The organism is Bacteroides sp. LFL-34, assembly GCF_027257075.1.
Lineage (GTDB): Bacteria > Bacteroidota > Bacteroidia > Bacteroidales > Bacteroidaceae > Bacteroides > Bacteroides ovatus.
Map to the genome: position 1 here is coordinate 1 of NZ_JAPQKZ010000044.1, position 13912 is coordinate 13912.

6 protein-coding genes and 1 pseudogene are annotated in these 13912 nt (G+C 46.5%); 4 read left to right on the forward strand and 3 right to left on the reverse strand.

Annotation, left to right across the window (positions count from 1 at the left end; genetic code table 11):
• Positions 1 to 324: 324 nt before the first annotated feature.
• Positions 325 to 504: pseudogene (locus N5O98_RS27620) on the reverse strand (helix-turn-helix domain-containing protein); the annotation flags it as partial.
• A 213-nt stretch (positions 505 to 717) separates the two neighbouring features.
• On the opposite strand from N5O98_RS27620, the gene N5O98_RS21345 reads away from it, so the two are divergent.
• Positions 718 to 1257, forward strand: a complete 540-nt coding sequence (locus N5O98_RS21345; RefSeq protein ID WP_229103022.1) for a DUF4143 domain-containing protein — start codon at positions 718 to 720, stop codon at positions 1255 to 1257.
• Here the strand turns inward: N5O98_RS21345 and N5O98_RS21350 are convergent.
• Together N5O98_RS21350 and N5O98_RS21355 are read right to left on the reverse strand one after the other, a co-directional pair.
• Positions 1197 to 5207: a hybrid sensor histidine kinase/response regulator transcription factor gene (locus N5O98_RS21350; RefSeq protein WP_022199730.1), complete on the reverse strand. Its 4011-nt coding sequence runs from the start codon at positions 5205 to 5207 to the stop codon at positions 1197 to 1199. The genes N5O98_RS21345 and N5O98_RS21350 overlap by 61 nt on opposite strands.
• A 35-nt stretch (positions 5208 to 5242) precedes the next feature.
• A complete protein-coding gene (locus N5O98_RS21355; RefSeq protein WP_009040673.1) occupies positions 5243 to 6676 on the reverse strand; it encodes a sialate O-acetylesterase in 1434 nt (477 codons plus the stop codon).
• Positions 6677 to 6942: 266 nt separating this feature from the next.
• Between N5O98_RS21355 and N5O98_RS21360 the strand changes: the two genes are divergently transcribed.
• The 3 genes from N5O98_RS21360 to N5O98_RS21370 are packed head-to-tail and all read left to right on the forward strand — an operon-like array spanning position 6943 to position 13891.
• Positions 6943 to 10215, forward strand: a complete 3273-nt coding sequence (locus tag N5O98_RS21360; protein ID WP_008775361.1) for a SusC/RagA family TonB-linked outer membrane protein — start codon at positions 6943 to 6945, stop codon at positions 10213 to 10215.
• A 29-nt stretch (positions 10216 to 10244) separates the two neighbouring features.
• On the forward strand, positions 10245 to 12056 hold the full coding sequence (locus tag N5O98_RS21365) for a RagB/SusD family nutrient uptake outer membrane protein (RefSeq protein ID WP_022199729.1): 1812 nt from the start codon (positions 10245 to 10247) through the stop codon (positions 12054 to 12056).
• 20 nt (positions 12057 to 12076) lie between these two features.
• Positions 12077 to 13891, forward strand: coding sequence for a heparinase II/III domain-containing protein (locus N5O98_RS21370; RefSeq protein WP_022199728.1), 1815 nt, complete (start codon positions 12077 to 12079; stop codon positions 13889 to 13891).
• The last annotated feature ends 21 nt before the right edge of the window (positions 13892 to 13912 follow it).

A 13912-nucleotide genomic window follows, 5' to 3' on the forward strand; every position in this document is an offset into this window, starting at 1 on the left:
TAGCACCGCAAAACGCTGAAAATAGCACAGTTGCTAACTCGTTACCACTGTTTCTCAAATACTCAGTTAAATGTTTATTCTTCAAACGGTTATATTAAACCGTTGAAAATCTAAAATATAATTTAAACAGGGATATATTTCTTCTTGATAATACGTAAGAAAATTAATATAAGAGGGCGAACCTATAGAATTCAGAAGTTTTATACTTCCTATTCTATTGCTCGCCCTTTTATTGGCTTCATGAGCTGTTTCAGCCTATTCTGACAAGGGTATATTCTCACTTCGATGAGAAAAAGTTCTCATTGCAGTGAGAGTTTTTTCTCATTATAATGAGTATTTTTTCTCATCGCAGTGAGAATGCTTGAGAATGTGTACTTCCCTGATAATGTTTCCTTTCTTCACATAATCTTTCGGCAATATCCCGAACTGCTTCTGAAAGCAACGGGCAAAGTACGAAGGATTATTGAATCCTACAATGAAACAAACCTCATTGATCCGGTATTTACGCCAAGTGTTATCTGCAAAACGTTCTTTATAAAGAACACTCCTTCCAGATTAAAGGGCTTATTTACCTAATTATGTTTCCTGTAAATACTCATTTTACCGAAACATAGTTAGGTAAATAAAATAAAGTTCTTATATTTGCATGAATTGAAGGTTATTAAAAAACTGATTTTGGTATGGAAAAGACTCTGATACGCCAGAATGCCCAATGGAATGGCAAAATGTTTGATCAATATGGGGAGCCGTTTTTCTATACCGGCTGTGGGTAAGGCACTGAAAAGCAATGAAAATACAGTTGCGTCCTATCTCAACTTTTTGTGTGACAGTTATATTTGCGTCGATGTACGTAACTTTTCTTATTCTTTGAAAGAGACTTCCCGTTCCCAGCATAAGTGTTATTTCATTGACAATGGCTTGGTTTCAGCCAATGTCTTTCGTTATTCTCCGCAAAGTGGTAGTGCCTTGGAGAATCTTGTTTATAATGAGCTGAGAAATAAAGGGTATATGAATATTTCATTCGACAATAGTAAGACGGAATGTGATTTTTTGGCGTATAAAAACGGGAAAGCTTATGGCTTTCAGGTTTGCTATGAACTGAATGACATGAACCTGAAACGTGAACTGTACGGATTCGAACTGGAAAATGTGATGCTCGAAAAGAAGACCCTGCTTACTTACAACCAGAAGGAAACTTATGGGGATATTGAAGTTGTTCCCTTTTGGGAATGGGTTATGTCACCACCTTTCACATAATCTTTCGGCAATATCCCGAACTGCTTCTGAAAGCAACGGGCAAAGTACGAAGGATTATTGAATCCTACAATGAAACAGACCTCATTAATCCGGTACTCCCCTTTCCGCAAAAGTTCTCCGGCTGTTTTGAGCCGTATCAACCGGATATAATCATTGGGTGGCATTCCGGTCAGCCCTTTCAACTTGCGCTGTAAGTTGGAACGGCTGATAGCCATCTCCTCTGCCATCTTATCGATGGTAAATTCTTCATTGGTGAAATTGCGGGTAATGATTTCATTGATCGTGTTCAGCCATTTCACGTCTGTTTTGTTCATTAATGTCTGGTCGTATGACATATTCGGAACGGTTGTAAAGTGGTTGAACAGCATGCGCCGGTTTTCAAGCAGATTATTGATAGTGGCTTTCATGTGGCTTAGCGAGAAAGGCTTTTCTATATAAGCGTCCGCACCATAGTCAAGACCCGCAATTTTCGAATCGATGCTGTCGAGTGCCGAAAGCAGGATAAACGGGATATGGCAAAGCATATTGTCGGAACGGATGGACTTTAATAATTCGAATCCGTCCATGTGAGGCATGACGATGTCACTGATAATAAGATCTACTGTTGTGGTCTCCAGACACTCCAAGGCTTCCTTGCCATTGGCGGCTGTATGGATGGTGTAGGTATTTCCCAGATTCTTAGCCAAAAACTCCAGCATATCCGTCGTGTCTTCCACTACCAGAAGAGAGTAACCGGCGGGTTCGCCTTCTTCTTCCAAAGCGGGAACCTTGTCGGGCATGGAAGTAATGGAGGGGCTGACAGAGATGCTTTTCTCCAAATACGGAATTTCCACACATACCTCGCACCCTTCCGTATAGCTGGGATTGATATAAACCTTTCCCTTATGCTTCTCCACCAACAATTTGACGAGACTCAATCCGATGCCTACTCCCGATCCGTTATTTCCTGTATTTCCCACCTGATAAAACGGTTCGAAAACCTTGCTGCATTCCTCTTGCGGAATACCCGGACCGTCGTCACGTACACACAGGGAGAGCGTGCGCCTTTCAGAAGACAGATGTTCGTCCATAATGACCATAATGCGGGTGCGGGCATATTTCATGGCATTCGTCAACAGGTTGCTGACAATTTTAGTCAGAGCTTCCTGGTCTACATTATATTGCAGATGTTCTTTCGGCAGCGAGACACTGAAAGATATTCCGGTCAGGGAGATGGCACGGAAACGGTCGATGATGTCCTCTATCATTCGGTTGATGTCTACCTGATTGAATGAAAGCGTATAACCTTCCTTGTCCACTTTACGGAAGTCGAGCAATTGCTTGATAAGCTCCATCAGCCGGTTGGTGTTCTTCCGTATCACAGACAGGTTGCTTTCCACTTCACTGTTCCATTCATGTGTTTCCAAAATAGCTTCCAGCGGAGCTTTGATGAGACTTACCGGAGTCTTGATTTCATGCGCCACTTGGGTGAAGAATGTAATTTTCGACTGGAACAACTCCTGATTCTTGATTTGTTCCATCTCTTTCATCTTTCTTATTTTCACGGCCTGTTGCTTACGCAGATAAAGCCTTACCAGAAAATAAGTGAAGCCACATGCAATTAGTAAATAGAAAATCTTGGCGTAGATCGTTTTCCAGGGTGGAGGAAGAATTTCAATATGCAGGCAACAGTCGTTATTGCTCCAATATTCATCGTTGTTACTGGCTTTCACACGGAAAGTATATTCACCCGGAGGCAGGTTGAGAAAAGATACGTTATGTTTATCCGTGTATATCCATTCTTTGTGAATACCGTCCAGTTTGTAGGCATATAAATTCTTGCTGGGAGCCACATAACTAAGACTTTCGAACGTGATGTCGAACGACACCACCTGATAAGGAACAGTTACCTGTCCGCTAAGAGCAGGTATACGCTTGCTAAGGCTTACTTTGTCGTCGGGGCTATGCATATATACCGCCGAGATAGACGCTGTAGGTCTTACCTTATTAATAGATAATTTGAACGGATAAAAACAATTAAACCCGTTCACCCCACCGAAATAGAATTTCCCGTCACTGGCTTGCAGGGAAGAACGGAAATTGAACTGGTTGCTTTGCAACCCATCCTCGATGGTATAGAGCTGTGCCCGTTTGTTCTGCGGCTCATACCGGATCAGTCCCCTGTTGGAAGAAAGCCAATAGTTACCCGATTGATCGTCCAGTATGCCATAGATGATATTGTTTGGCAGATTCTCTTTGGTAGAGAAGTTTTCAAAACGGTCTTCCTGATAGTGATAACGGCAGATGCCACCGCCTTCGGTGCAGAACCATAGATGCTGTTTATGATCGATATACACACGGATTACCCAGTTGCTGCAAGGAGAATCAGGATTTGCCGGGTCATTGCGATAGTTGTGTAATTTGCCGGTTTGGCGGTTGTAACGCCAGATACCGTCCCTTTTGCTTGCCAGCCACAGGTCTCCGTATGGGTCTTCAACCATATCGTAGATAAAGATATGGCTTAAAGGTTCCAATGTCCGGAAAGAATCACTTTCCGGGTCATACTGACAGAACCCGGAGAGCGTTCCCAGATAAATGCTGCCATCCTTCGTTTGATAAATGGAGTAGATATGATCGTTAGGAATTGAATGTGGGTTTGCGCGGTTATGGCGATAGTTTTTCATTTTTCCCGTTTGAATATCCAGGATATATAATCCACGGGAGAAACTGCCAATCCACAATTTCCCTTCATTGTACAACAGTGCATGGATATTGTGATAACCGATATTAGGGTTATTGCTTCTCAACAGATGGTTTTTAAACTTCTTCGTGCGGGGATCAAAGAGGTTCAGTCCCCCGTCTTCGGTGGCAATCCAAATGTTGCCGTTGGGATCTTCGCAGAATTGGCTGATTACATTTCCCGAAAGAGAATTTTCCGTACCATTGGGATAATACCACTCGATATCCTTATGCTTGGGAGACAGGTAACTCACTCCACTGAAATAAGTCCCGATCCAAATTCCCCCCTCCCTATCTTGATAACAGGCATAGATACTTTCTTTATTTTGTTCGTCGTCGGTAGGCAGACATTCTCCTGTCGTGGTGTTGAATGTATAAAGTCCGTCGTCGGAGCCGAGATAGAAAGAGTTGGCCGTCCGTTGAAACAAGGTGCGGATGCGTGGAATGGTAAGCGTGTCCCCTTCTCCGAAATAATAGCGGAATTGTCCCGTTTCCTTATTGAACCGTGCCAGTCCTCCGTACCATGTGCCCGCCCATAATACTCCCTGCGAACTTTCCATCAAAGAGATAATCTCGTTGCAGGCAGGACGTCCGAAAGAAGTGTCCTCGGATATATACCCTGTGAAGTTGTCCGTGCGTTGGTTGTATTTCGCCAAACCATTCCGGGTACCTATCCAGATAGTTCCGAACGAGTCGTTGTAGATCACCCACACGTGATTGTCCGGCAATGAATGGGGATCGGAAAGAGAATGTAGATACTGCTTCAACGTACCTTTTTTCTCGTTGTAGACAAACAGTCCGTTGGTTGTTCCGATCCATAACTGCCTGTCATTGTCGTATGCCATTCCGAAGACACTGTTGACTGTCACTCCGTCTTCCGTCTGTGTATCGAATACGGAGAATTTCTCCTCCCGCGAATCGAATAAATACAGTTTTTCCGTACTGGCCACCCAAATCTGATTGTTATCCTGATGGCGGCAGATCGTTACTATATTCATATAACTGTTTCCACCGTTTTCTGACGAATGTCCGTAGTTGGTGAACTCGATACCGTTGAAACGATTCAATCCATCCTGTGTTGCAAACCACATATATCCGATGCTATCCTGAAGGATGCTTCGGACACAATTGCCCGATAACCCCGATCTAACGTCATATTTCTTGTAGATATTGGCGAAGACCAGGGAAACCGATGCTAGCAGTATACATATAGATAAGATGGATCGTTTCATAATTTCCTTTCTTTGTATCTCCTTTGTAGAAGCCTTTATTTCACATCATCCCACGTATCTGTGCGGAATGGGAAAGCACTCAATCCGAAAGTATTCCGCAGCGTGATATTTCCCACATAATTACGGAAAGCATAGCGCACGGCAATCGGTTGGGCTACCTCTTCACTCCACACTTCTACTGTGTTGGTACGTCCTACAATCTTTGCTTTCGCCGGATAGAACTTCTTGTCCGCTCCCGCAATCTCAAATCCTTCCAGTTCGGAGAAAGTAGGGAACAACCCCGCAGGTGCATTATCAAATGTCACTATGGCCTTTTTGTCCGCATAGTCCACTTTGGTCATCGTCGGACCGTTGGATGGCAATCGGCGAATACCGTATGTTTTAGTCAGTGCAAGCGTAGCCAACCGAAGCCCTACTACATCCTTCTGTGGCGGATGGATACAGAATTCATCACCAATATCCGTAGTAGGCACCATGCCCGAATTAGGAATTGTTTTCAGTGCTTCCATCTGTGCTTCCCGCAATAGAGCGGCCCCTGTATCACGGCTGTCCTTATATTTATGAGGAGCAATCTGCACATAATAGAAAGGCATATCGGGAGCCTCCCATACATTTCTCCATAGCTGCACCATAGCAGTCATCATCGGAGCATAGAATTGATAGTTGGATATATTCGATTCTCCCTGATACCAAAGGAAACCGCGTGCCGTGAAGTTCTTAACAGGCCATAACATCGAGTTGTACAGACATTCCAAACGCTGGTGCACCCCTCTTTTAGGATTTTTGGCAGCTTCAATGTTCATACCTTCCACGGTTTTCAATGTCGGTTCATCCATCCATGCTTCAATCGCCGAACCTCCCCAACTGTTGATAACCAGTCCTACCGGGAGATGGAGACTTTCAGTCAGTTGGCGGGCAAAGAAATAGGCGGCGGCACTGCAATCAATGCTCGTTTCGGGTGACGATACTTCCCATTTTCTTTTCTCGAAATCCGTGCGGCGTTCTGTATCATTGGTTCTCGGTACGGTAATAAAACGAATACGGTCGCGATAATTTCCCGAGTTCAGCAGCGTTTCAAGTGAGTGGTCAATGGGTTGTGCTGCATTTCCCATCATACGCATTTCCATGTTCGACTGTCCGGAGCAGATCCACACCTCCCCTATCAGTATATCCGAGAGAGTGACCGGAGTGCCGTCACTGATCGTAATAGAATAAGGAGTATATCCTCCTTCGGGAGTGTCTACTTTTACCAGCCAGGCCCCGTCTTTATCCGTAGATGCCTGATAAGTCCGGTTGTTCCACGAAGTGGTGACAGTTACTTTTTTGCCATCCGCCCAACCCCATAACTTAACGGAGCTGTTCTGTTGAAGTACCATGTGATCTCCCATCATTGCAGGGAGTTTTACTTTGCCTTGTGCAATCGGCAGGAATAAAAGTGATAAAATAAGAAGTAGAAAATGTTTTTTCATACTGTTTTTATTAGATATTCGACGAATAATTATTAGGTATCAGGCAAAAATACAACCTATTTTTAAATATGGAATAAAACTAGCTAGTCATTTTCTGATAAAAGCTGGTCGAAATCTTAAAAGCTTGTTTTTCCTTTCCATTCTCCGCCGAATTTTCTTAATTAGTGGCATCAATCGCCTAAACAGTATTATTAGATTGGCTAAATATCCCATTTCTTTGCAGGGTGAGTATTTAACAACCTAATTGTTTCATTAAATCTAATAAAATGAAAAAGAAGCATTATCTATTATTTTTATTGGCTTCGCTCTTTTTACTGACAGATGTGGTGTGGGCACAAACATCTGCCACGGTAAATGGAGTAGTGATCGATGAGAATGGAGAAACCCTGCCGGGTGTTTCCGTCGTCGAAGTAGGTACAACAAACGGTGTCCTGACAGACCTGAACGGACACTATACCTTAAAAACAACTTCTGCCAAACCTTCCGTTTCTTTCAGTTACATTGGTTATCAGACCACCACGCTTCCCCTGAACGGGCGTACGAAACTCGATGTACAGATGAAAGTGGAAACGAAAGTGCTGGATGAAGTAGTGGTAGTGGGCTACGGTGTACAGAAGAAAGTGAACCTGACCGGCTCCGTGACTTCCATCAACTTTGCCGACCAGACGGAAGGACGACCCATCATGAGTGTTTCTTCCGCCCTTTCGGGACTCGCCGCCGGTATGAACGTCACACAAGCTTCGGGACAACCCGGCTCGGACGGTGCCACCATCCGCGTCCGCGGTAACGGTACGTTCAATACCAACTCCCCATTAGTCCTGGTGGACGGTATCGAATGGAGCATGGATAATGTGAATCCCAACGACATCGAAAGCATCTCCGTACTGAAAGACGCTGCCTCCACAGCTATTTACGGTACGCGTGCCGCCAACGGAGTCATCCTTATCACCACCAAAAGCGGGAAAGGCAAACCGCAAATCTCCTATTCTTATTCGGGAGTTGTGCAGATGCCTTACAATAACCTCTCTTTCGTGAGCGACTATGCCCGCTATATGGGACTGGTGAACGAGGCTTGCGACAATGTGAATACCAAAGGTATCTTCTCGCAGGAAAGCATCGACCGCTGGAGGGCTGCTTCTGCCGATCCGAACGGGTTGAACGAGTACGGAGTACCCAATTACGTAGCTTATCCCAACACCGATTGGTTCGACGAAGTATTCGACACCGGATATTCGCAAGAGCACAATCTGTCTGTCTCCGGCAGTTCGGAGAAAGTGAAATACATGCTTTCTTTGGGCTATCTTGACAATCAGGGAGTCATGAACCGCTGGAACCTCGACTCAAGTACGCAGAAAATCAATTTCCGTACCAACCTGGAAGCCAAGATAGTGAAATGGATGACCGTCGGCACCCGTCTCTACGGACAAAAGCAAGATTACGGGATGGCTAATATCAGCAACGGATTCAAGTATCTCTATCAGACCACTCCGGGTGTATACCCCGGCGAACCGAACTACTGGGGACGTGCCGCACTGGCCAGCGAAGAATCTTCCAATGCCAATAATATCTTTGGTCAGATGGCAGGAGCCACCGGTTTCAATACCGTCTGGCGTCTCAACGCATCAGTCTACGGAATTATCACTCCCTATAAAGGGCTCAACATTGAAGGTACATTCAACTATTCGCCGACATTCACCGACAAGTCTTCTTATAGCCGCCAAAATGGTTATTGGGACTACGTCACCGACCAGCGCGTCAGTGAAAGCGCGTTGGAGAACGCTTCCATCACCAATACGAGTGCACGCACCTGGCGTCAGAGTGCCGAAATACTGGTACGCTACAATACAACTATCAAGAAAGACCACGACCTGGGCGCACTGCTCGGATATTCCGCACAGGAATATTACAGCAAGAGCTTTGCCGTTTCCCGTAAAGGCGCTACGGACTGGACGCTGAACGAATTAAGCACTTACGAGACGCTCGTCAGCTCTTCCAGCTCGGCACCCGCCAAATGGGGATTGCTCTCTTATTTCGGCCGTGTCAACTACGGATATAAAGGACGTTATCTCTTCGAAGCCAACCTTCGTGCCGATGCCTCCTCCCGTTTCGGTGTGAACCAGCGTTGGGGATATTTCCCCTCGTTCTCCGGCGGATGGCGTATCTCGGAAGAATCATTCATGCAAGGCGCATCGGACTATCTCTCTAACCTGAAACTCCGTGTTTCTTGGGGAAAGACAGGTAACAACTCTACGGGCAACTACGACTGGCAGGCAAACTACGCCACAGGCAATGTCGTAATCGACGGTGAAGGAACCAAAGGACTGGTACGCAAGAAACTAAGCAACGACAAGCTGCATTGGGAAAGTACCGCCACCACCGACATCGGACTTGATTTCGGCTTCTTCAACAACCGCCTGACGGGTGAGATAGACTATTATAATAAGTATACTTCGGACATTCTCTACCATCCCGAACTCTATCTTTCGATGGGTGTCGTAGGCTCTGCTCCCGAGAATCTGGGTGAAGTGCGCAACCGTGGTGTTGAATTTACCCTCAACTGGAACGACCGCATCGGAAAAGATTTCGAATACCGGGTGGGTATGAACTTCTCTTTCAACGCCAACAAAGTAATGAAGTTCAAAGGCGAACTCCAGAAATACTGGACGTATGATGCGCAGGGAAACAAAGTGAGCTATGTCAATAACTTCAGTGATGTGTCTGAATCCGGTTTCGGAGGTTATATCTGTGAAGGCCGCCAACTGGGGGAAACCTATATGTATAAGGTGTACAGAGGTTCCGGCGAAGGCTATACCGGAGGTGCGGTGGATATCCATGCGGGACCGAAGGACGGAATGATACGTACGAAAGAAGATATGGTATGGGTGCAGGCTATGATTGACTCCGGTTATTCGTTCGGAGGAATGAAGACGGTTGCCAAAGACCAGCTTTGGTATGGTGACATACTCTATGCCGACAGCAACGGTGATATGAACTACGGCGATACCAACGACCGGGATTTCTCCGGACACACCAGTGTCCCCAAATTCAACCTGGGTTTCAACTGTGCCTTCTCTTACAAGAACATTGATTTCTCCATGTTATGGTCGGGAGCTTTCGGGCATTACCTCAACTGGAATACTGATTACTACAACTCGACACTGGTCAGCCATGGATATGGCATTATCGAGCATATCGCCGATAACCATTACTTCTTCGATCCTTCCAATCCGGACGATCCGCGCACCAACCAGTCGGGCAAATATCCCCGTCTGACATACGGTACTACCTATAATAACAGAATCCAGAGCGACTGGAACGAATATAAGGCCGACTATTTCAAATTGAAGAATATCCAGATCGGCTATACGTTGCCGCAACGGATTTCCAGCAAGTTCTTTGTTAGCAAGCTCCGTGCTTTCGTGTCGATGGACAATATCCTGACGATTACCAGCTATCCGGGACTCGATCCGGAGATAGGAACAGAAATCGGTTATCCGTTGATGCGTCAGATCTCTTTTGGCGGACAGATTACCTTTTAATGATGTAGAACTAAAAAACAGAATCTGATATGAAAAAGATATTAATGATTTTAACGATGGCGCTGGCGGCTACCTCCTGCATGGATATTCTCGATGTGGCTCCGGAAGACCAAATAGCAAGTGAAAACATGTGGACCACGGAGGAGCTTGCCGACAAGGGAATGGCAGGACTCTACTTCCCGTTCTATGCCACCCAACTCTCCTCCACCCAGCTTCGTCGTGCCGACGGACTGAACCGTCAGGGAATCGAAGCTATGAGCTTTGCAACCGATTATTATTCCAACAACTATCCGGTGGAACTGCTTTCGCTGGCCACCAAACCTGCCAATGACTTTCAGGTGTGGTATGAATGGAAGTTCTGTTACACCATCATCCATGCGTGTAACGATGCGATTTCCAATCTGCATAAAGCGGATATGAGCGCTAATAAACTGGCGCGTTACCAATGCGAAGCCCGTTTCCTCCGTGCCTGGGCATACAATCGTCTGAATATGCTTTATCAGGGAGTCCCCGTTTATCTGGAACCCATCAATAACGAAGACTGTACCCGTGGTCAATCTTCGGTAGATGAGGTATGGCAAGTCATTCTGGATGATTTGACGTATTGCATCAACAATCCCGACTTCCCCCATAACACGCTGAATGAAAACTACGGCCGTCCCTCTAAAGGAGCCGCTTATGCCCTGCGTGGTATGGTATATATGTGGAAGAAACAATACAAGGAAGCGGGCAACGATTTCAAAGAAGTGGAAACGTGCGGTTATGGCTTGTGGACAGGCGAATATGCCGACTTCTTCAAATATGAAAACGAAAAGGATAAAGAAATGATCTTCTCGCTCCAGTTCAGCGAAGAAACCGGTTATTGTGATAACATTCAGCAAATGACCGGTGCCCGCGATACGTATGATGGCTGGACGGAAATAAAACCTTCCGCAGACTTTGTGGACTACTATAAGAACGCCGACGGATCGGACTTCAAATGGTCGGAAGTAGACGGCCTGGAAGACTGGGACTTGCTGACTCCGCAACAGCGTGAAATCTTTTTCTGCCGTGACGGATTGGAATCTATGTCCTCACAAAAAAATGCCCTTATCAAACGGGTTGGCGAAGATATTTATCAGAAATATTACCTGAACAGCGGTAATGAAGCCCGTATTAAAAAGGCGTATGACAGTCGTGACCCGCGTCTGCAACAGACCGTCGTCACTCCTTATGTGCCGGTGGACTGTTACAAGCCTAATTATGCAGGAGATGCTAACCAGATCGGTAAACAACTCCGTTGGCCGTTGAAGGAACAGGGAACGAATGGCGGAGACTTCTGGCTCGATAAACGTACTTCTGCTTTCTACTGCTATCGCAAGTACAATGAGTTTGAGAAAGGCCGTTTGATTAGCCGGAGCCGTTGCCATACCGACTGGCCGCTGATTCGCTATACCGATGTACTGTTGCAGTATGCCGAAGCATTGGCACAGACCGATCAACTGGGAGAAGCCATCCGTTTGGTGAATAAAGTACGTACCCGTGCCCACATGCCCGCACTGACAGAGGGCGGAAGCGGTCCGTGCGCAGTGAACGGAAAAGAAGACATGCTCGAAAGGATACGCTATGAACGTCGCGTGGAATTCTGCCTGGAAGGAATCAACTTCTTCGATGAAGTACGTTGGGGAACCTACAAAGAAACCAAATTCCAGGGAAAAGACGTGAATGGTGGCAAGTCCTGGTGGGGCGAACTGGTAGAGTATAACTGGTATTACACCGATTACATGTGGCCGTGGACTGCTCCTATCGTTGAAACGCAAAAGAACCCGAACCTGACTAAACGAAGCGGTTGGGCGTATTAATCATAAAGATTTGAATAAGGATGAAGAAAATACTTTTACTATTACTCATTTTTGTATCCGGTTGCACGGGTGTAGTTGCGCAACAGTTTGATTATGGCAAGATAGCGCCTCATCCCCGGCTGTTATTGCCGGAGGGTGGAGAAGAAGTTATCAAGAAAGCTATTGCGGAGTATCCCCCGTTGGCAGCAGTTCACCAACGGATCATGGAACTTTGCGACCGGACACTTACGGAACCACCTGTGGAACGTATCAAGGAGGGCAAACGCCTGCTGGCGATTTCGCGCATCGCATTGAAGCGTATCTATTACCTCTCATACGCTTACCGTATGACGGGAGATAAGAAATATGCTCACCGTGCGGAACAGGAGATGCTGGCCGTCAGTCGTTTCACCGACTGGAACCCCACTCATTTCCTGGATGTGGGTGAGATGGTAATGGCATTGGCTATCGGTTATGACTGGCTGTACGATTCTTTGCAGCCCGACACCCGCCGGGTAGTGCGCGAAGCAATCATCGCGAAAGGCTTCGACGCGGCAAAGAACACCCGTCATGCCTGGTTCTATACAGCCAAGAATAACTGGAATTCCGTATGTAATAGTGGATTGGCATATGGCGCGCTGGCTCTTTTTGAAGAGATTCCGGAGGTATCGAAAGGCATCATAGAGAAATGCATGGAGACAAATCCGAAAGCGATGGTAGGTTATGGCCCCGACGGAGGTTATCCCGAAGGATTCGGATATTGGGGGTACGGGACAAGTTTTCAGGTAATGCTCATTGCTGCGCTCGAAAGTGCTTTCGGCACAGACAATGGGCTCTCCCAAGCCCCCGGCTTCATGGAGTCTGCCCGTTTCATGCAGTATATGACGGCTCCGGGTGGAGACTGTTTCTGTTTCTCGGATTCTCCGGTAGAGGCGGAGTGCAACATGATGATGTTTTGGTTTGCAGGCAAAGCGAAAGACCTTTCCCTGTTGTGGATCGAACGTCAGTATCTCGACCGGCCGGATATGCCGTTTGCCGAAGACCGTTTACTGCCCAGCCTGATGGTGTTCTGTTCGCAGCTCGATTTGAAAAATATCGGCACGCCGAAGAAAAACTTCTGGTTCAGTCGCGGAGATACGCCTGTGTTTATCTACCGTGGCGGATGGGACAGCAAGGAAGATACCTATCTGGGAGTGAAAGGCGGTTCGCCTTCTACCTCTCATGCGCACATGGATGCCGGTTCGTTTATCTTCGAGAGAGACGGGGTGCGTTGGGCGATGGACTTGGGTATGCAGAGTTACATCACGCTCGAAAGTAAGGGAGTAGACCTGTGGAATATGTCGCAGAACGGACAACGCTGGGAAGTATTCCGGCTAAGCAATATCGCTCACAACACCCTGACGATTAACGGCGAACGCCATTTGGTAAAGAGTAATGCTCCGATCACCCGTACTTTCGAGTCGAAGAAACAGAAGGGGGCGGAAGTAGACCTGTCGAGTGTGTTTGCCAACAACGTGAAGAAAGCCGTCCGCACCGTGATATTGGATAAGAAAGACCATCTGGAAGTAACCGACCGGTTGCAGACGGGGGACAAGGAAGCTACCGTATCCTGGATAATGGTCACTCCGGCGGAAGCCAAAATTACAGGCAAGAACCGGATGGAATTAACCAAAGACGGACAACGGATGCTATTGACGGTAGATGCCGATACGGAAGTAGAAATGAAAACCTGGTCGAACGTGCCCCCGCATGAATATGATTTCCGCAATCCGGGAACCATCCGCGTGGGTTTTGAGACGGTGATTCCTGCCAATCGTGCCTCGCAACTGAAAGTACGACTTATTCCTTTGAAGTAGTAATACAAATAAATTCATTGA

Coding starts and splice junctions, on each gene's coding strand:
- N5O98_RS21345 (WP_229103022.1), top strand. CDS start 718: ATGGCAAAATGTTTGATCAATATGGGGAGCCGTTTTTCTATACCGGCT.
- N5O98_RS21350 (WP_022199730.1), bottom strand. CDS start 5,207: ATGAAACGATCCATCTTATCTATATGTATACTGCTAGCATCGGTTTCC.
- N5O98_RS21355 (WP_009040673.1), bottom strand. CDS start 6,676: ATGAAAAAACATTTTCTACTTCTTATTTTATCACTTTTATTCCTGCCG.
- N5O98_RS21360 (WP_008775361.1), top strand. CDS start 6,943: ATGAAAAAGAAGCATTATCTATTATTTTTATTGGCTTCGCTCTTTTTA.
- N5O98_RS21365 (WP_022199729.1), top strand. CDS start 10,245: ATGAAAAAGATATTAATGATTTTAACGATGGCGCTGGCGGCTACCTCC.
- N5O98_RS21370 (WP_022199728.1), top strand. CDS start 12,077: ATGAAGAAAATACTTTTACTATTACTCATTTTTGTATCCGGTTGCACG.